The following is an 18,771-nucleotide window of genomic DNA, read 5'->3' on the forward strand; positions in this document are numbered from 1 at the left end:
AGTAATCATTTCCCCAGATTCTTAAGAACTGGGATCAGCCGTTTCGCCAAAACTGCCGCCAGAACACATAAAATAAAATCCTCACCGACCGTCAGAAGAAAGCAGTTGACAAACACGACCTTCCATCCGACGCTTACGCCAAGGACAAAATTGCTGCACACATAAAAATAGATCATCCCGCAGCCATAGTCTGCGAGAAGTCCCCAGAATGCAGAAAATAAAAGCCAGGAAAAAGATGTACTTTTCCTGATCTCATATACACGTCCCGTCACATAGGCCGCCGCCGCAAATCCGATCAAAAAGCCGAATGTAGGCTTTAAAAGATACGCCGGACCACCGCCCGTGGCAAAGACCGGGATCCCACACAATCCGATCACCAGATATGTCAGCACGCTGGCAAATGCCCTTTTTGATCCAAGCAAAAGGGCCGCAAGCAGCACAAAGAAAAACTGCAGCGTAAAGTGCATGGGCACTGGCTGCACCGGGATCGTGATCTTAAGAAAAGCTCCGACGCCGATGAGGGCTGTAAACAGCCCTCCGAGCGTCAGATCCCTGATGTTCCATTGCTTCATTAATATGCTTTGCCCCAGTAAACCATCTTGGTTGCCGGTTTGCCGCAGCATACGCAGGTCTCAGCAAGCTTCTCCTGCTTGAACGGCATACATCTGGAGGTAACGCCGACCTGCTCCTTTAACTTGTCCTCGCATTCCTGGCAGCCGCACCACATCGCACGGATGAATCCCGGCTTGTTGTCAGCGATATCCTTCATCTCTTCCATGTTGTGTGCGTCGTAGGTGTGGGCGTCACGGTGTGCTTTCGCGCGCTCGTACATGTCGTGCTGGATGGTCTTTAAGAGCTCATCCACCTTCTCTGCGATCTCGCTTAAAGCAACGGTGATCTTCTCGTGGGTGTCACGGCGTACTAATACAGCCTGACCTGCCTCGATATCCTTCGGTCCTAACTCAACACGGACCGGGATTCCTCTCATCTCGGACTCGGAGAACTTCCAGCCCGGGCTCTTATCGGAATCATCAACTTTTACGCGGAAGTTGGAGAGAACCTCCTCGACCTCTCTTGCCTTCTCAAGAACGCCCTCCTGCTGCTGGCGGATCGGAACGATCACAACCTGAGTCGGAGCTACGTTCGGCGGAAGTACAAGACCCTCGTTGTCACCGTGTACCATGATGATGGCACCGATCATACGGGTCGTCATACCCCAGGAGGTCTGGTGAACATATTTTAACTGGTTGTCCTTATCGGAATACTGGATGCCGAAAGCCTTTGCGAAGCCATCGCCGAAGTTGTGGCTGGTTCCGGACTGGAGTGCCTTTCCGTCATGCATTAAGGACTCGATGGTATAGGTTGCCTCAGCACCTGCGAATTTTTCTTTATCTGTCTTCTGTCCGCGAACGACCGGGATCGCAAGGAAATCCTCGCAGAAATCTGCATAGAGGTTTAACATCTGGATCGTTCTCTCCTGAGCTTCCTCTGCTGTCGCATGTGCGGTGTGGCCTTCCTGCCATAAGAACTCTCTGGAGCGGAGGAACGGTCTTGTCGTCTTCTCCCATCTTACTACGGAACACCACTGGTTGTATACCTTCGGAAGGTCACGGTAGGAGTGGATGTCTTTCTGGTAGAAATCACAGAACAGAGTCTCGGATGTCGGGCGGACGCAGAGACGCTCCTGAAGCGGCTCAAGACCTCCCTGTGTTACCCATGCAACTTCCGGTGCGAAGCCTTCTACATGGTCTTTCTCTTTATCAAGTAAGCTCTCCGGGATGAATAACGGCATGTAAACATTCTTTACGCCTGCTTTTTTGAAGCGCTTGTCCAGTTCATGCTGGATGTTCTCCCATATCGCGTATCCGTCCGGTTTGATGACCATGCAGCCCTTTACGCTTGCATAATCACATAATTCTGCTTTTTTTACAACGTCTGTGTACCACTGCGCGAAATCGTCTTCCATAGAAGTAATGGATTCCACAAGTTTCTTCTCTCTTGCCATTGCTTTTCTCCTTTATATGAATTCTTGGATTGCATACATCTAAAATTTCTGAGGATGCAGGACGCCTGTTCCGTTCCGGGGCACTCCCCGTGGAAACGAAAAAAATGTGCCTTGGCACATTCTCGCGCCTCGCGCGGTCGCTTGCGACAATCTACATCTTCGCGCGAGTGCGCATCTTTGGCACATTAGTGCCTTTTTATGTAACAGGAAATTCCAAGGAATTCCCTGTTACATAAAAAAGGCTGTCGTCCACAAAAGGGACCGACAGCCGGCGTTACCACCCAAATTAGCTCCCGCACTTTACGGGAACTCTCCTCTGATATCCGTTAACGCCGGATCTACGCTGTACTTAGCAATGTAGTCATTCACTGCGGCAATCTGTTTTCACTGCCGTTTTCCACATCTCTCGCACAAAGCTCCGAGGCCGGTTCAACAACGCGCACATGGAAGCTCTCACCGTCTGCTTCCTCTCTGGGATGCCGCCATTCATCTACTTTCCCTCTTCAATGCCTGTCTGATATGCATATATGATGGATTTTAATGGATTTTTCCATGTTTGTCAAGACTCCGGGACGGATTTTGCAGGCCGGCATCACCATCCCGGAGTCTCACACTTTCTGTGTCCATTCTGAACACACGATCTTTAAAATATCAGCTTGATCAACAGCCATCCCGCCGCGATGCATAACAGCACCAATGCAAATGCCGTGGAAATTCCGAATACGATTGCTCCGACAGCGATGGATAAGATAAATCCAAACAAGCTCAGCACCGCGCCGAGAAGTTTTCCACATACGCCAAGCACAAGACCAACGCACTTAAAGATCACGACAAGAAATATGATCGCAAATAAAATTGACATGATTTCGCCTCCCGTCAAACAAAATCTCGAGGATTTCTTCGGCTTATTATATTCCCACTGTCAACATTTGTAAATATAAATCAGCTCCCAATCGCTAAATACCTGATCTGGTGTTACAGTTCATGCTTACATGAACTGTAACCGATTTTGCCGATGCTTCGCATTCCAAATCGGCAAAATCCGCTGCCATAACTGTATTGTACGGGATTTTCAGTTCAGAAAATCCCTATCCATACACGGTAATGAGCCGCCCAGTTCCGTCCTTCTGGTAAACACGGTGGGAGATCGAGATAACAGTACGCCCTTCCGACGCGCTCTTTAATGCCCGGAGCACCATCTCCTCCGTCTCCGCGTCAAGGTTCGCCGTGATCTCATCGAGAAGCAGGATCCCAGGTTTTCCGGCAACGGCTCTCGCGATGGATAAAAGCTGCCACTGACCCTGGGAGAATATCTCCGGTTTACATAATGTGTCATAGCCATCATCCAGGCTCACGATCGTCCCATGGAGTCCCACGAGCTTCGCGGCCGCCTGCACCGCCTCGTCCCCGATCGCCGGGTCAAACAGTGTGATCTGGTCGCGGACCGTGCCCGGAACCATATGAAAGGACTGTTCCACATAGCCGAACTTCTTTCTTTTCTCCTTGTCAGAGAGCCGATATGCCGCCTCGCCCTCAATCAGAGCCTCACCTGAATTCGGGCGATAGAGTCCTAAAAGCAGCTTAAAGATCGTACTCTTTCCGGCGCCGGTACGTCCCGTCAGTGTTACCTGCTCGCCCGGATAGATTGCGAAATTCATGTCATTTAAAACGATGTGGTCGTCGTAGCCGAAGGTGACATCTTTAAACTCCACGCATGGTTCTGTATTTTCGAAAATTCCGCTATCATTTACCTTGGCCGCGTCTAAATCTATACTCGCCGCACTGGTGTCCCCGGAACTATTCTCCGCTCTCCCCTGCGCATTCTCTAATTCCTGTACAGCGCCATTCTTTCCAACTGTATGTCTGGAATCCACAAATGCTCTCTCTTCTACCATCTCCCTCTCCGGCTTCGCCAGAAACTCGTTGATCCGGTAAACACCCGCAACCGCCGACTGGATCGTCTGGATCTCCATGCCGAGATTCTCGATCGGCGAGAATACCTGGGAAATATAGTTGATGACTGCGACAGATTTTCCCACGGACATGCCGAACAATGCCAGGATCTTCGCGTTTCCGGATGCCGCAAGCAGCATGACGATCGCCACCGCCACCGCATTCAGGAACAGGATCAACGGCGAGTAAACAGCGTCGTAAAAGTTCGTCTTCTCGACCGCCGAATAGCTCTCCCCGATATAGTCATCATACCTTTTCTCCATATACGTCTCTTTTCCAAGTGTATGGATCGTTCTAATACACCGGATTGTCTCCGGAACATGATTTGTGACACGGCTCATTGCCGCACGATTCTCTAACTGCGCCGTCAGCATCTGCTTCTGGACGATTCTCGTGAACGCAAAGATCACCGGAATCAATACAACAAGAAGCAGCGCAAGTCCCCGGTTCTGGAACCAGATCACCGCAAAGATACTGATGACTCTGCAGGCATCCGCGAACATGCTGATGATTCCGGAGGTAAACAATGCCTCCACGGTATCTACATCGCCCACAAACCTGGATACCACAGCACCCGGCTCTTCCTTATTTAATGTGTCAGCGCTCAGCCGGACAAGCTTCTTCGAAAGCTCGCTTCGGAACGCATGGGTCATCTTCTGTCCAAACACAGTCAGGAAACTTTCTCTCAAGGACTCCAGCGCCCCCGACAAAAAGATCAGCAGAAAATACTCTGCTGCCATGGAAAATCCCGGGAAATTTCCGCCGGCGATCCGGTCAATGATCTTTCCGAGAACGAGAGGCGGAAGCAGGGAAATGACAACGGCACCCGTCACCGTCAGAATGATTCCGATGGAAAGCCATTTTTCCCGCACGACGGTATTTCCGATAATCGATGCCGCGCTGATACGTCTATTTGCAGTCATGATTTCCATCTCCTCTCCCCAGAATTTTCACGCGGTCTCCCTGATGGATTCCCGCGATTTCCGCTTCTTTTCGTTGTCTATTCAATATCCTCATATTTCTGTGCGCCGTCAGGATGATCCTTTTTCTCACTTGACAGAATATTTTCATCTTTCTCCGAAACCTGCGCCCTGTAAAGCTCCGCGTACTGCGGATTTTCCGCCATCAACCTCTCATGGCTGCTGCATGTTCCCATCTTCTGGTCCATCCAGATCACCTGGTCGAACTCCGGGAACAGGTATAGTCTGTGGGAGATCAGGAACACGATCCTGTCTTTCGAGAGCTCCTTCACATGCTCAAATACCTGTTTTTCTGTATTTCTGTCGAGCGCCGAGAACGGATCATCCAGAACCAGCACCGGCTTTCCATGGCAGAGTGTTCTCGCCAACGCAAGACGCGCCGCCTGCCCTCCTGAGAGACGGACGCCACTGTTTCCCACAACGGTCTTCTCCTTCTCCTCCATCTCCCGGACCTCTTCGTCGAAGCATACAGCCCTAAGCCATGTCCAGACGTTGTCATCATCCCCCAAGAGCACGTTGTTTTCCACGCTGTCTCCCAAAAGCTCCGGATCATGTCCAAGATACCCGATGATCCGGCTCCGCTCATTTTCCGTGTAGGAGGAAAGCTCCCTGCCGCCGTAAGTCAGATGACCCTCATACGGATATTCGCAGAGAAAACTCTTTCCCAGTGTAGATTTTCCGCACGCCACCGGCCCCGTGATGCCGACGATCTGACCTGGTTTCGCAGTGAAGGAAATCTCCTTAAAGATCGGGTCACTGCCCGGATAGGCGAAAGTGAGATGATCAGCTACGGCTACGTTTTCTTTGACGCTGTTCTTTTCTGACTGCTGCCCGGATTTATGCACCGCACTGCCTCCCGGTCCATTCTTCACATCCTTGTCGGAGCTTTCAGCACTGTAGTTTTCATTCTGCGCCGCGATCTCATCTTTCTCCACAGCCTCAGACGCCCGCTCCATGTACGGATGGATCCTCTTCCAGGAAACCTGCGCCTTGTGGACCGCATTGAAGAGCTTCGCCGCCTTCGAGGACTTATCGGAGAGCTTCGCGTAACATGCCAGGAATGTGGTAAATGCCGCCACATCCCATGACGTCCAGCCCATTCCGAGGATATTTTCTGAACCGAAATACAGGATCATCACAGTTCCAGCCATAGCGATCACCTTGTAGACCGGCGGCAGAGCCGCGTTCCAGATATTCGCCTTCACAGCTGCTTGTTCATACTCTTTTAAGTGGACCTCGTAGTTCTCCCCGCGCTCCTTCTCACATCCGAAAACACGGTATGTAATGGCGTTGGTGATCCGGTCCAGGGTCACCGCATTGAGCTTTCCGGTCTGCTTCTTGTAATCTGCTCCCGTTGTCTGGACGATCCGTTTCATCTTCTCTGCTATAATATAGGAAAAAGGGGGAAAGATCATGGAACAGAGCGCCAGTCTCCAGTCGTAATAGAGCAGCATGCACACATATCCGAAAAGTGCCACACCTGTATCAAAGATCTCCGTGGTAAACTTTCTCATACCTTCCACGCAGTCATCCACGTCGGAGATCGCCTTCGTGATGACATTTCCGGCGCCCTCTTTTTCCAGCTCCACACGGGATTTATGTATCAGTGTCCGGTACAGGATCCGCTTCATCCGCCGGTTTACATTGTTGGCGAACCGGCGCACATAGAACCGCTTGATATATCTCGCCAGCTGCACCGTTCCGATCACGATCACATAGGCGGGCGCCAGCCGGAGCATCGCCGGAAAACGCTCCGTCCCTGTCAGGATCTGCATCAGGCAGCCCGCCATCTTTCCCTCAAACCATGGCCCCGCCATGAGGCCCAGGTTATAGATCAATCCCGACACTGTGATCAACGCCAGAACCTTCCATTCTGCCCGGAAATACATCATGATCTTATCTGGGCGAAAATTTTTCTTTTCCATTGCTGTTCTTTCCTGAAGTCTTATAAACTTTTCCGAGTTACCGATTTCTCTCTGAAGCAGCTTCTTCCGGAGTGTCTGTTTTTATTTTTGCTGCAATTTCTTCAAAAATATCTTTTTTCTGCACCAGACCCAGAATTTCTCGTTCTCTTTATTATCACCGCTGCTTTCAAGATCCTAGCTTCAAACAGTTCTATTTTTTACATTTTTTTCATCTGCACCCTCTATATTCTCTTCCTTATGCTTCTCCACTAACTCCGCTACATCCACAAATCCAGCTCTCCGCTCATTCTTCGACCGCCAGTACAGTTTGTCGAGCGTCTCACAAAATGCGTTTTTCTCCTCCTCCGGCAGCTCCGCCAGCAGCCACTCATAAAAGACCGCCTCGATACTCGCCTTCGAATTCTTTAATGCCTCCGCCTTTTTTGTCGCGTAAAGCAGCTGGCTTCTTCCATCCGCCGGATTCGGCTTTCTCTCGAGATACCCTTTTGCCTCCAGGCTTGCCGCCCGCCTCGCCGCAGCGCCCTTATCGATCTTAAGAGTCTCCCGTACCTCCGTCTGGGTGATTCCCGGATTGTGGCGCACGAGATGGATAAAATCGAATTCCGCTGTTCCGATCCCCTCTTCCTTCATGGTCTGCACCGTGAACTTTCCAACCTCACGGGCGATCTTTGTGATCTTTCTTCCAGTCTGGTCCATAAAGTCTCCTCCAAATATCGCTTTACTTTTGCTCCCCCGGCTTCCCGCTATCTGCACATTTTGTTTTTTCCTTGTTCCATGGAATTACAATATCGTGAAGCGCGGCGGACGCCCTCATTCATATCCGTCCTGTCTCACCGCCATGCAAATTTTAACACAATTTTGCTCCAGATAGTTGTATCATCATCTAAATTGGATGATAGTACAACTATCTAATTTTGTCAACCTCATATTTCTGCTTTTTCTTTGAAAATAATGTCTTTACTTTATTTTCTTAAAATTTCAGTATGAAAAACGGCATCCAGTAAAAGAATGATATTATTTTAACAAAGTCTGCCATTTTGTTGTTGATTTTGTCCAAATTTCATGTATAATGGAAGTGAAAGATATCATTATTGCCTGTAAAATTTCCAGGTAATGGTACCTGTTCAACCCTGAACATGTACAAGACGATAGTCCTGCCCCACTGCGGTCGGGACCAAATTTATGAAAAGAGGTTAGATAAGCGATGGCAAAGATTGATTTAAGCAAGTATGGCATCACCGGAACCACAGAGATCGTCTACAACCCGTCTTACGAGATGTTATTCGAGGAGGAAATGAAGCCGGAACTCGAAGGCTACGAAAAAGGACAGGTCAGCGAACTCGGAGCAGTTAATGTTATGACCGGTATCTACACCGGCCGTTCACCGAAAGATAAATTTATCGTTGTGGATGAAAATTCCAAAGATACTGTATGGTGGACTTCTGACGAGTATAAGAACGACAACCATCCGGCTTCCCAGGAAACCTGGAAGGCAGTAAAAGATATCGCATTAAAAGAGCTCTCCAACAAGAGACTTTTCGTTGTCGACGCATTCTGCGGCGCAAACAAAGACACCCGCATGGCGATCCGTTTTATCGTTGAGGTCGCTTGGCAGGCACACTTCGTAAAGAACATGTTCATCAAGCCGACTGCTGAAGAGCTTGAGAACTTCGAGCCGGATTTCGTTGTTTATAACGCATCCAAAGCAAAAGTTGAGAACTACAAGGAACTCGGCTTAAACTCCGAGACAGCTGTTGTCTTCAATATCACAAGCCGCGAGCAGGTTATTATCAACACCTGGTACGGCGGAGAGATGAAGAAAGGTATGTTCTCCATGATGAACTACTACCTTCCGTTAAAGGGCATCGCATCTATGCACTGCTCCGCTAACACAGATATGGAAGGCAAAAACACAGCGATCTTCTTCGGACTTTCCGGAACAGGTAAGACAACTCTTTCCACAGATCCGAAGCGTCTCCTGATCGGTGATGACGAGCACGGCTGGGACGACAACGGAGTATTCAACTTCGAGGGCGGCTGCTACGCTAAAGTTATCAACCTTGATAAAGAATCCGAGCCGGATATCTACAACGCGATCAAGCGCGATGCTCTTCTCGAGAACGTAACACTTGATAAAGACGGTGTGATCGACTTCGCTGACAAGAGCGTAACCGAGAACACCCGTGTATCCTATCCGATCGACCATATTAAAAATATCGTTCGCCCGATCTCCGCAGGTCCGGCAGCTAAGAACGTGATCTTCCTCTCCGCAGATGCATTCGGTGTACTTCCGCCGGTATCCATCCTGACTCCGGAGCAGACAAAGTACTACTTCCTGTCCGGTTTCACAGCAAAGCTTGCTGGTACAGAGCGCGGAATCACAGAGCCGACACCGACCTTCTCCGCTTGCTTCGGTCAGGCATTCCTGGAGCTCCATCCGACAAAATACGCGGAAGAGCTTGTTAAGAAGATGGAAAAGAGCGGCGCTAAGGCATACCTCGTTAACACAGGCTGGAACGGAACCGGCAAGCGTATCTCCATCAAAGATACCCGTGGAATCATCGACGCGATCTTAAACGGCGATATCTTAAACGCACCGACAAAGAAGATCCCGCACTTCAACTTCGAAGTTCCGACTGAGCTTCCGGGCGTTGATTCCAAGATTCTCGACCCGCGTGATACATACGCAAACGTTGCTGACTGGGAAGAGAAAGCAAAAGACCTCGCAGGCAGATTCGTCAAGAACTTTGCAAAATATGAGAGTAACGAAGCTGGTAAAGCCCTCGTTGCCGCTGGCCCGCAGATCTGATCGTCTTACTGATTTAGCTTTATAAGCTGATAAATGTCAGAGGACACTGCATGTAACGTGCAGTGTCCTCTTTTTGCATCTTATCACTATTACGATCCTTAACATTCTGAGCCAGCAGGATCCGCTCCTGCTATAAGCTGGTCTTTCCTGTTCAGCGCTCTCTACTCCGCATGTGCCGCCGTCTTAAGCGCCAGCCGTACCAGATCATCCATGGACTGGGCATGTTCCCGCTCTGGAAGGTCCACAAAGATCTCCTGTCCGTTCTCGTCATAGCGGATTCCTGTTGTGATTCCCACCATCATCAGAGCCCGGCATCCAAACTCTGCTGCCGCCGTATAAAATGCGCAGCCCTCCTGTTCAGAGCACAGCATACCGTACTTCTTCCACATCTTCGACTTATAATTTTCGTCGCGGTAAAGTCTGTCGTTGCAGACCGTTCCGCCCACGTACGTCACGAGATGTTCCTCATCCGCAATGCGTTTCGCGGTGCTCAAAAGCCCGAAATCTGCCACCGGTGAGAAATGTCCGTTGAACATGTTGTCGTTGATTCCGCTGGTGGTGCTGACCGCCTGGGACAGGACGATATCGAAGTTTTTCATATCGTCCTGATAGCCGCCGGAGGTACCTGCACGCACCAGGATCTTACAGCCATAATCCCTGCAGAGCTCCGTGGCGTAGATCAGCATGGACGGTCCGCCCATTCCGACTGCCATCACAGATACCCGTACTCCCTCAAACATTCCCGTATAGCAGTACGCACACCGCACATCATTCACAAGCACCGCATCTTCCAGATAATGTTCCGCGATATACTTCGCCCGGTTCGGATCTCCTACCAGGACGATCCGCTCAGAAATTTCGCCGACTTCGGCATGATTATGCATCGTCATCTGTATTCACGCTCCTTTTTCTTTCATATGTATATCCTACCATAATTTCACCGGATTGTCTGCCGGAAACCATGGTTACTCCACTTTCAGCGCATTCGGATAGATCTTTTTCAGCACCTCATCCCCATAATGCTCATCCATCACCTGCTGCCAAGCGGAATCCGCTGGGATTCCCTTTTCCCTCTCACTGCTTCGCACAAGGGCCAGCCCGGAGACCGCCATGTCCACGCAGAAAAATATCAGGAGAAGCCATGTCGCTGCCTTTCCGAAGTTTATCGGAATCTTCTCGATCCAGGCGGACATTACCGGGTAGATACCCTTGATCCATGCCACAGCCGCAATTCCCCAGAAAAAGCAATACAAAAGATTGATCCGCCCGCCAAGGTTAAACGGAATCTTACTGTAGTCCCAGAAAACTTTTCCAAAGAGCATTTCTGTCAAAACGCTGCAGGTATACTCATAGGCACCGCCGAGGAATGTTCCCATAAAGAACAGGAACCGGTCGGAATACTTCCGGTAGCGGTACAGCAGCATCGTCGCCGCAGCCAGGGCCACGCCCCAGACGATGCTGAACGGTCCCCAGACAAAGCTGCTGCGGCTCATCCACACGCCCGCCGTCACCCGGCAGAAGATCGTCTCCACGATATCTCCGAGGAACGCGCCGACTACCAGAAGCAGCGCGATCTTGTAAAAACAAAGGCCGTAGGCGAATATCGTCTTTCTCTGCTCAGCCTCCGCCTGGAGCTCCTCCCGGTATACCGCCTCCGGGTAGGCGTTCTGGATACGGCGGTCCACCCAGCCATAGATCTTCCGCTCAAGCCTTGAGCTCACACCTGTGAGCCAGGAATCCACGCCTTCCCACTGGCGGATCCTGCGGCTTCTGCCGGATAAGATACATAAGGTCGCCGTGACATCCATCGCCAGCACAGCCGCCAGAATCCACACGATCAGATGCCCCGGAGTCCGCGGGAGCATCCGGAATACCCGCACCAGGACCGGTGCGCCCCACCGCATCGTAGCGGCGCCAAGAACGCCCCATACGATAGACACCGGCACACAGATATATCCGTCCAGGTTCCATTTCATGTGGGAATAATCCCACCACCGCTCATGGTACATCCTCTCGAGCACATGGCCAGCGATCCACTCCGCCAGAGTCGAAAAGATCATACTGCCGAGAAACAGCCAGATTCCATGCAGTTCCCGGCAGACAACAAGCATCGCGGTTCCCGTAATACCGTAAAGCACGCAGAACGGCCCATTCACGAGCCCTCTGTTTACAAACCGTCTCTGCCGCACTGCCGCTGTCACCGTCTCGAGGACCCAGCCGAAAAAGCTGAACGCAAAGAACAGCCACAGTCGCTCAAATCCTGTATACCCCATATTTTGTACCTATCCTCTCCTGATTTTTCTTTTGTTTTCCCGGAAGCATTGCCTCATTTTTGCATCTGTTCCCCGGAATACTGTCCTCCGCTTTTTCATTCCCTTATTTTCCATCCTGCTTCTATAAAAAGCAGAGCATGTATCCAGATATTTTACCACATTTCTTCTTCATATAGAATATGTTTCTTTTATTTCGTTTTTTCAAAGTTTTCCTATTTAAATAAGGACATCTGTTTTCCATTCATGTTCCCAAACCGCTGCCCCAATCCCTCGTCCGTTTCATTTTTCTCTCCTCTTTCCCCCTTCTTTAGAAAACATTTTCAACCTGACCTTTTTCTGCATTTTTATGGATTTCTACCAAATTTTCTTAATTGATTTCCAATTTTTTTCTCATAATAAATTGTTCATATTTCCATAATTATATGTTATACTAAATAAGTTCGTGTTACGCGGACAAATACAATTTTATATCAAAGGAAGGTTTCTTATGGAAAACACCAAGAAAATCGACTGGTACACCCTGGCCTTCATGGCATTCTCCACGGTTTGGGGATTCGGAAACGTGCTGAATGGCTTCGTTTACTTCAACGGAGTACAGGTAATCTTCAGCTGGGTTCTGATGTTCGCTCTCTATTTCGTGCCTTATGCCCTGATGGTAGGTGAGCTCGGCTCCGCTTTCAAGCAGTCCGGCGGCGGCGTCAGCTCCTGGATCCACGAAACGATCGGCCCGAAATGCGCTTATTACGCTGGCTGGACTTACTGGGCTTGCCATGTAACTTACATCGCAAGTAAAGGAAGCGGCGGATTAAAGGCATTAAGCTGGATGGTATTCCAGAATGGCTCCACTTACGACACATTCCCGACGATCGCTGTACAGATGGCAACACTCGCTGTCTTCCTGTTCTTCTGCTGGGTTGCAAGCCGCGGCTTAAACCCGTTAAAGAAATTAGCAACGATCGCTGGTTCCAGTATGTTCGTAATGTCCATCCTGTTCATCTTAATGATGTTCGCAGCTCCGGCAATCAACCCGAACGGCGGTTTCGTTTCTGCTGATTACACAGTAAAAGGTCTGATTCCGCAGTTCAACGTGAACTACTTCACATCCCTCTCCATCCTTGTATTCGCAGTCGGCGGATGCGAGAAGATCTCCCCTTATGTAAATAAGGTAAAAGATCCGTCCAAGGGATTCCCGAAGGGTATGATCATGTTAGCCGTTATGGTTATGGTCTGCGCGATCCTCGGAAGTATCGCGATGGGCATGATGTTTGATCCGGCTGTCATCAACGAGAGCACAGACAGCTTCAAGTCCTACGTTTCCAACGGCGCTTACTGGTCCTTCCAGAAGCTCGGTGAGTACTATCATGTTGGCAACCTCCTGCTCGTTATCTACGCAGCATGCAACGCCATCGGTCAGTTCTCCACACTTGTATTAAGTATCGACGCTCCGCTTCGTATACTTCTTGACAACGAGGATGCAAGACAGTTCGTTCCGTCCGGCCTCTTAAAGAAGAATGAGCATGGCGCATACATCAACGGTATCAAGATGGTTATCTGCTTATCCGGCAGCATCATCCTGATCCAGTCCTTCGTACCGGGTGCTGCATCCGTTCTGACTCAGTTAAACAAACTGAATTCTGTAACCATGCCGCTTCGTTACTTGTGGGTATTCGCAGCATACATTGCTCTCAGAAAATCCCTCAACAAGTTCAACCCGGAGTACAAATTTACAAAGAACCAGACAATTGCCCTTGTTGCAGGCGGCTGGTGCTTCTTCGTAACCGCAGCTTGCTGTCTCCTCGGAATGTATGTTGAAGGCGATATCGCTTCCACAGCATTAAATGTAATCACACCGGTAGTGCTCACAGCACTTGGTCTGATCTTACCGGAGATCAAAAAGCGGGAAGTTGCAAAGGCAAAATAATTTATTTCAATGACAAAAAGACTCTGGAGTATTCTGATCAAAAATATCAGAATTCCAGAGTTTTTTTCAGTTCATTTCAATTTACACTTCCTCGATCCGATGCAACTCCCACACTCTCACATTCACCGGTTCCACGGCGCCGCCGCAGTATGGGCAGACGCGATCGCCAAGACCGGCAATCGGTGCGCCGCAGTGGGGACAATTGACACCAATAGCAGTCTCGCCAGCGCGTATCTTTGTGATATCCTGGATGTAGACCAGCTCCATATTGAAGCGGTGCTGTTCTTTTTCCTGCTCCACATTTTTCTTTTTATCCGGCGTCTTTAATGTGTGCAGGTACTCCACCGCGGACTGGATCCGGATCCGGCATTTTCCCGGATCTTTGTCGTATCTGGAGATCTCCGTCTGATGGACATGGATCGCGTCAAATTCTTCCCGGATCTCCTTCTCCTCCATCTCCTCGATCTTCAGCCGCACCTGATCCTTTAAGGACACAGACACCTTTCCGAGATAAGAGAGATCCTGGTGTTCCAGTGCCTCCAGATAGCCCTTTAACTGATTCTCACACCTCTGTTTCCACTCCGGCCAGTGAAATTCCGGGAAATCCTTCTCAATCCGCGGAAGTTCCACCCTCGTCATTCCGGACACCGACTTCGGTGTATCGTCCTCCAGCGCTTCCTGACGTTTCAGCCCTTCGATCAGACTCGAGGTTCCGAAAAATTCCCGCGAAATCTGCCGGATCTTAAACATCACAAAAAAGAGAGCTCCGATCAGACCCAGCCCAGTCACGATCGCGACGATGAGGATCGCGTTTCCTGCTGTCATATCGTTTCCTCCTGCTGTAAGGAATCCTCCAAACGGACCCCTTTCGTTATCGTGGTTTCACCATGTATTTTCAACTGCTGACCACATAGACAAAACAGGGCGACCAGCCGGAGTTCTACTCCAACCGCCGCCCCAGGATCATCCATTATTTATTTAAATAATCGATCGCAGTCTGTGCTAACAGGGAAGAACCTCTCCAGAGGATATCCTCGTCCACATCGAAACGGCTGTTATGCAGCGGCCATACCGGATCCTGCTCCGGTTTTGCGGTGCCGAGCCATACAAATGCGCCCTTCTTCTCTTTCAGATAGAAGGAGAAGTCCTCCGCCGGCATTGCCGGGAGTTTTACATCCACAACATCATCTTTGCCGAAAAGCTTGATTGCTGTATTGCGGATCAGCTCAGCGTCCTCCTCATGATTTACAAGTGCCGGATAGCCATGACCATAGTTGATATCAGCAGTTGCGCCGGACTGTAAGCAGAGACCATCGAGAGTCTTTCTCATGGAATCCTCGATCATCGCGCGGGTGTCCTCATTTAATGTACGAACGGTTCCGTCCAGTGTACAGTCACCTGCGATAATGTTGTATCTTGTTCCTGCGTTAAAAATACCGAATGTCACAACAGCATTGTCAAGCGGATCAACTTTTCTGCTGACGATGGTCTGTGCGGCCATAACGAACTGGGAACCGAGAACAACAGCGTCAATACCCTGATTCGGTTTTGCGCCATGGGCAGTCTTACCATGGATATTGATCGTAAAGTGGTCTGTTGCAGCCATTAACGGGCCTGCCTTCACCCCGATCTTGCCGTGCGGAAGATCCGGCCATACATGAAGACCGAATACAGCTTCCACATCATCCATATATCCGGAATGGAGCATTCCTCTGGATCCGCCAACCGGAGACATCTCCTCCGCAGGCTGGAAGATCAGTTTCACCGTTCCGGCGATCTCTTCTCTTCTCTCGCAGAGAAGCATTGCAGCACCAAGAAGACCCGTCATGTGGTTGTCATGTCCGCAGGCATGCATAACACCGTCATTCTGGGACTTATAAGGAACCTCATTCATCTCCTGGATCTGTAATGCGTCCATATCCGCACGGAGAGCAACGACTTTACCCGGTTTCTTTCCCTTGATAACTCCGACTACACCGTATCCGCCGACATTTTCATATACTTCGTCGCATCCCATCTCCTTCAGATACTCTGCTACCTTCTTTCCGGTTCTTTCCTCATGCTGGGAAACCTCCGGGTGCATGTGAAAATCTCTTCTGATTTCAGATAATTTCGGCATGAAAGCCTTTGCTGACTCCGTAATTGTGCCCATTTTTATGTCCTCCTTATTTTTGAAGTCTTAATGAAAAGAACCCGGCGACAGTCCGTCTCCGGGTTCTTCTGAGTTCTCTGAATTATAAACCAAGAGCCTCTTTAACTTTAGCAACGATATGAACACCGATGTCCTTAGAAGCATCTACAGACTGAGCGCCGATGTGCGGGGATACGATGAAGTTATCGCACTCGAACAGCGGGCTTGCGAATGTATCATTACCTGTTAAGCCGCTGCCTGCAAGCTCGTTCTCCATAACGTCTGCTGCGTAGCCGCCGATTCTGCCCTCTTTCAGAGCTTCATACATATCAGCCTCGTTTACGATACCGCCACGGCTCATGTTAAGAACAACAGCGCCGTCTTTCATCTCAGCGATGGATTTCTTATTGAAGAGATTCTTTGTCTCCGGTGTCAGCGGTACATGGATGGAGATGAAATCAGCAACCTTGATCAGCTCGTCGATAGAAGCCTTTGTTGCGCACTGCTGCTTAAATACGTCGTCCGGAAGGAACGGATCGTAAGCAACGATGTTCATCTTGAATGCACGGCCAAGCTCGCCTACACGCTGACCGATACGGCCGAATCCCATGATACCAAGAGTCTTTCCTCTTAACTCACGGCCTTCGAATTTGTACTTATCCCACTCATGGTTATATTTTACATCGTAGTTTGCTGTAAAGGTTCCACGGGAGATATCTAACATCTTGGAGATTGTTAACTCTGCTACTGCGTTTGCATTTAAGCCCGGTGCGTTGAATACCTGAATTCCTTTGGATTTCGCATATTCCATATCGATATGGTTTAAACCAACGGAGCAAACGCCGATAACCTTTAAGTTCTTAGCTGCGTCGAGGATCTCTTTGTCGATCTTCGGGTCCACACGCATGATCAGGACATCAACATCACCGATCTCTGCGATAAGCTGCTCTTTGCTGGACGGAAGATTGTCAGCTGTTTTAACATTCATGCATTTGCTGAGTTCCTCAGCGATACCACCCCATACTTTGTCAATGATAAGGCAATTCATAATAAAAGTTCTCCTTTCAAGAAATGAAATTATTCCCCAAACCCTCAGTGAACAGGGATTTCCCTGCTCTCATTATATTTTACAAAACCAAACTAATTTTGTAAAGTATTTTCGCGAATATGATTTATTTTCTTAATAGCCGTCATGCCGTCAACGCCCTCTCGCAGACGCCAACAACTTAAAAGGGATGCCGTCGGACACACTCCCCGACAGCATCCCCAATATTCAGAACCTAATGCTCTTTATGCAGTTTTCGCAAATCGGAAGCTGTCATATTTGAGGCTCGCTTCAAACTACCAAGCGATACCCTGAGCCATCATAGCATCTGCAACCTTCTGGAAGCCAACCATGTTAGCACCTGCAACCAGGTTGTAGCCAAGACCATATCTCTCAGCACACTCAGCAGAACCATCGTGGATCTCTGTCATGATGTGATGAAGTTTAGAATCAACTTCTTCAGCTGTCCAGGAGATTCTCTCGCTGTTCTGGCTCATCTCAAGAGCGGATACAAGAACACCACCAGCGTTAACAGCCTTAGACGGAGCAACAACCATGTTCTTCTGATCCATTAAGAATCTAAGAGCTTCGTTTGTTGTCGGCATGTTAGCAACTTCGATGTAGTACTTGATGTTGTTAGCAACGATTCTCTTAGCCTGTGTAAGGTCTACATCGTTCTGTGTAGCACACGGCATGATGATATCAACTTTCTCGCCCCACGGCTTGTCTCCAGCTACGAACTTGCAACCGAACTTATCAGCGTAGTCCTGAACTTTGTTACGTCCAGAAGCTCTCATCTCAAGCATGAAGTCGAATTTCTCTTTTGTTGTAATTCCATCCGGATCGTAGATGTATCCATCCGGGCCAGAAAGTGTAACAGCCTTAGCACCTAACTCAGCTAATTTCTGTACAACGCCCCAAGCTACGTTACCGAAACCAGCAACTGCAACTGTCTTGCCCTGTAATGTATCATGCTCATGTTTCATAACAGCGTCAAGGTAGTAAACAGCACCGAAACCAGTAGCTTCCGGACGAATTAAGGAACCACCGAAGGAACGAGCCTTACCTGTTAATACGCCGTTCTCGTAAGCACCTCTGAGTTTTCTGTACTGACCGAACAGATAACCGATCTCACGTCCGCCAACACCAAGGTCACCAGCCGGAACATCGACATCCGGACCGATGTGACGATATAACTCTGTCATGAAGGACTGGCAGAATCTCATAACTTCTCTATCGCTCTTGCCGTTCGGATCAAAGTCGGAACCACCCTTAGCGCCGCCGATCGGAAGTGTTGTTAAGCTGTCTTTGAATGTCTGCTCGAAACCTAAGAATTTCATGATGGAAAGGTTTACGCTCGGTGCGAATCTTAAACCTCCCTTGTACGGTCCAATTGCTCCGTTGAACTGTACACGGTAACCTGTATTTACATGAATGTTTCCGTTGTCATCCTCCCACGGAACACGGAACTCGATAACTCTCTCCGGGATTACCATTCTCTCAAGAAGGGCAACCTTCTCATACTCCGGATGTGCATCTACAACCGGACCTAAGGAAGATAATACTTCTTCTACAGTCTGGCAGAACTCCGGCTCGTTAGCATATTTAGTCTTTACGTCCTCAATTACCCTCTCAACATACTTGCTCATCTCGCAAATACCTCCTTAAATGTTGGTTCTTAAACCCCTGTGCCATTTTGCACCAATAAAAGACTTTTCCTGCTCATGAA

General features: G+C 49.3%; 14 protein-coding genes and 1 other annotated feature. Of the genes, 2 read left to right on the forward strand and 12 right to left on the reverse strand.

The features are described 5' to 3' along the window. Positions 1 to 5: 5 nt before the first annotated feature. From DW677_RS00885 to DW677_RS00910, 6 genes are all read right to left on the reverse strand, one after another. A complete protein-coding gene (locus DW677_RS00885) occupies positions 6 to 572 on the reverse strand; it encodes a biotin transporter BioY (RefSeq protein ID WP_021905906.1) in 567 nt (188 codons plus the stop codon). Then, the gene (gene proS, locus DW677_RS00890; RefSeq protein ID WP_015555070.1) at positions 572 to 2,005 is read right to left on the reverse strand and encodes a proline--tRNA ligase; all 1,434 of its coding nucleotides are present in this window, start codon (positions 2,003 to 2,005) and stop codon (positions 572 to 574) included. The genes DW677_RS00885 and proS overlap by 1 nt, the downstream gene beginning before the upstream one ends. 253 nt (positions 2,006 to 2,258) lie before the next feature. Then, positions 2,259 to 2,521, reverse strand: a binding site (T-box leader). 127 nt (positions 2,522 to 2,648) lie between these two features. Further along, complete coding sequence (locus tag DW677_RS00895) at positions 2,649 to 2,867, reverse strand: hypothetical protein (RefSeq protein WP_021905908.1); 219 nt, start codon at positions 2,865 to 2,867, stop codon at positions 2,649 to 2,651. Between the two features lie 226 nt (positions 2,868 to 3,093). Next, positions 3,094 to 4,881 carry an ABC transporter ATP-binding protein gene (locus DW677_RS00900; RefSeq protein ID WP_117566304.1) on the reverse strand — a complete coding sequence of 596 codons (1,788 nt, stop codon included), beginning with the start codon at positions 4,879 to 4,881 and terminating at the stop codon, positions 3,094 to 3,096. 77 nt (positions 4,882 to 4,958) lie between these two features. Continuing rightward, on the reverse strand, positions 4,959 to 6,863 hold the full coding sequence (locus DW677_RS00905; protein ID WP_117566305.1) for an ABC transporter ATP-binding protein: 1,905 nt from the start codon (positions 6,861 to 6,863) through the stop codon (positions 4,959 to 4,961). Between the two features lie 180 nt (positions 6,864 to 7,043). Beyond that, positions 7,044 to 7,559 (reverse strand): MarR family transcriptional regulator, encoded by a 516-nt coding sequence (locus tag DW677_RS00910; RefSeq protein ID WP_117505222.1) that lies wholly within the window; start codon positions 7,557 to 7,559, stop codon positions 7,044 to 7,046. Between the two features lie 508 nt (positions 7,560 to 8,067). On the opposite strand from DW677_RS00910, the gene pckA reads away from it, so the two are divergent. After that, positions 8,068 to 9,672, forward strand: coding sequence for a phosphoenolpyruvate carboxykinase (ATP) (gene pckA / locus DW677_RS00915; protein WP_117471072.1), 1,605 nt, complete (start codon positions 8,068 to 8,070; stop codon positions 9,670 to 9,672). A 161-nt stretch (positions 9,673 to 9,833) separates the two neighbouring features. On the opposite strand, the gene DW677_RS00920 is transcribed toward pckA, so the two are convergent. Beyond that, positions 9,834 to 10,562, reverse strand: coding sequence for a purine-nucleoside phosphorylase (locus tag DW677_RS00920; RefSeq protein ID WP_117471071.1), 729 nt, complete (start codon positions 10,560 to 10,562; stop codon positions 9,834 to 9,836). 75 nt (positions 10,563 to 10,637) lie between these two features. Further along, positions 10,638 to 11,945: a putative ABC transporter permease gene (locus tag DW677_RS00925; RefSeq protein WP_117485800.1), complete on the reverse strand. Its 1,308-nt coding sequence runs from the start codon at positions 11,943 to 11,945 to the stop codon at positions 10,638 to 10,640. A gap of 487 nt (positions 11,946 to 12,432) precedes the next feature. Between DW677_RS00925 and DW677_RS00930 the strand changes: the two genes are divergently transcribed. Further along, positions 12,433 to 13,866: an amino acid permease gene (locus DW677_RS00930; RefSeq protein ID WP_117471069.1), complete on the forward strand. Its 1,434-nt coding sequence runs from the start codon at positions 12,433 to 12,435 to the stop codon at positions 13,864 to 13,866. A gap of 81 nt (positions 13,867 to 13,947) precedes the next feature. Here the strand turns inward: DW677_RS00930 and DW677_RS00935 are convergent, their stop codons facing one another. The 4 genes from DW677_RS00935 to gdhA all read right to left on the reverse strand — a co-directional run bounded on the left by DW677_RS00935 (position 13,948) and on the right by gdhA (position 18,691). After that, on the reverse strand, positions 13,948 to 14,691 hold the full coding sequence (locus tag DW677_RS00935) for a zinc ribbon domain-containing protein (protein WP_117471068.1): 744 nt from the start codon (positions 14,689 to 14,691) through the stop codon (positions 13,948 to 13,950). 145 nt (positions 14,692 to 14,836) lie between these two features. After that, the gene (locus DW677_RS00940) at positions 14,837 to 16,018 is read right to left on the reverse strand and encodes an amidohydrolase (RefSeq protein ID WP_117485802.1); all 1,182 of its coding nucleotides are present in this window, start codon (positions 16,016 to 16,018) and stop codon (positions 14,837 to 14,839) included. Positions 16,019 to 16,100: 82 nt separating this feature from the next. Beyond that, positions 16,101 to 17,045 (reverse strand): D-2-hydroxyacid dehydrogenase, encoded by a 945-nt coding sequence (locus DW677_RS00945; protein WP_015555082.1) that lies wholly within the window; start codon positions 17,043 to 17,045, stop codon positions 16,101 to 16,103. Between the two features lie 293 nt (positions 17,046 to 17,338). Then, positions 17,339 to 18,691: an NADP-specific glutamate dehydrogenase gene (gdhA, locus tag DW677_RS00950; protein ID WP_117471066.1), complete on the reverse strand. Its 1,353-nt coding sequence runs from the start codon at positions 18,689 to 18,691 to the stop codon at positions 17,339 to 17,341. Positions 18,692 to 18,771: the final 80 nt, after the last annotated feature.

Origin of the sequence: Clostridium sp. AM25-23AC (assembly GCF_003435125.1) — a bacterium.
Classification (GTDB): domain Bacteria; phylum Bacillota; class Clostridia; order Lachnospirales; family Lachnospiraceae; genus Pilosibacter; species Pilosibacter fragilis.

Bases quoted from the DNA above. Each gene is read 5' to 3' on its own strand.
- DW677_RS00885 (WP_021905906.1), bottom strand. From the start codon at position 572: ATGAAGCAATGGAACATCAGGGATCTGACGCTCGGAGGGCTGTTTACA.
- proS (WP_015555070.1), bottom strand. From the start codon at position 2,005: ATGGCAAGAGAGAAGAAACTTGTGGAATCCATTACTTCTATGGAAGAC.
- DW677_RS00895 (WP_021905908.1), bottom strand. From the start codon at position 2,867: ATGTCAATTTTATTTGCGATCATATTTCTTGTCGTGATCTTTAAGTGC.
- DW677_RS00900 (WP_117566304.1), bottom strand. From the start codon at position 4,881: ATGACTGCAAATAGACGTATCAGCGCGGCATCGATTATCGGAAATACC.
- DW677_RS00905 (WP_117566305.1), bottom strand. From the start codon at position 6,863: ATGGAAAAGAAAAATTTTCGCCCAGATAAGATCATGATGTATTTCCGG.
- DW677_RS00910 (WP_117505222.1), bottom strand. From the start codon at position 7,559: ATGGACCAGACTGGAAGAAAGATCACAAAGATCGCCCGTGAGGTTGGA.
- pckA (WP_117471072.1), top strand. From the start codon at position 8,068: ATGGCAAAGATTGATTTAAGCAAGTATGGCATCACCGGAACCACAGAG.
- DW677_RS00920 (WP_117471071.1), bottom strand. From the start codon at position 10,562: ATGACGATGCATAATCATGCCGAAGTCGGCGAAATTTCTGAGCGGATC.
- DW677_RS00925 (WP_117485800.1), bottom strand. From the start codon at position 11,945: ATGGGGTATACAGGATTTGAGCGACTGTGGCTGTTCTTTGCGTTCAGC.
- DW677_RS00930 (WP_117471069.1), top strand. From the start codon at position 12,433: ATGGAAAACACCAAGAAAATCGACTGGTACACCCTGGCCTTCATGGCA.
- DW677_RS00935 (WP_117471068.1), bottom strand. From the start codon at position 14,691: ATGACAGCAGGAAACGCGATCCTCATCGTCGCGATCGTGACTGGGCTG.
- DW677_RS00940 (WP_117485802.1), bottom strand. From the start codon at position 16,018: ATGGGCACAATTACGGAGTCAGCAAAGGCTTTCATGCCGAAATTATCT.
- DW677_RS00945 (WP_015555082.1), bottom strand. From the start codon at position 17,045: ATGAATTGCCTTATCATTGACAAAGTATGGGGTGGTATCGCTGAGGAA.
- gdhA (WP_117471066.1), bottom strand. From the start codon at position 18,691: ATGAGCAAGTATGTTGAGAGGGTAATTGAGGACGTAAAGACTAAATAT.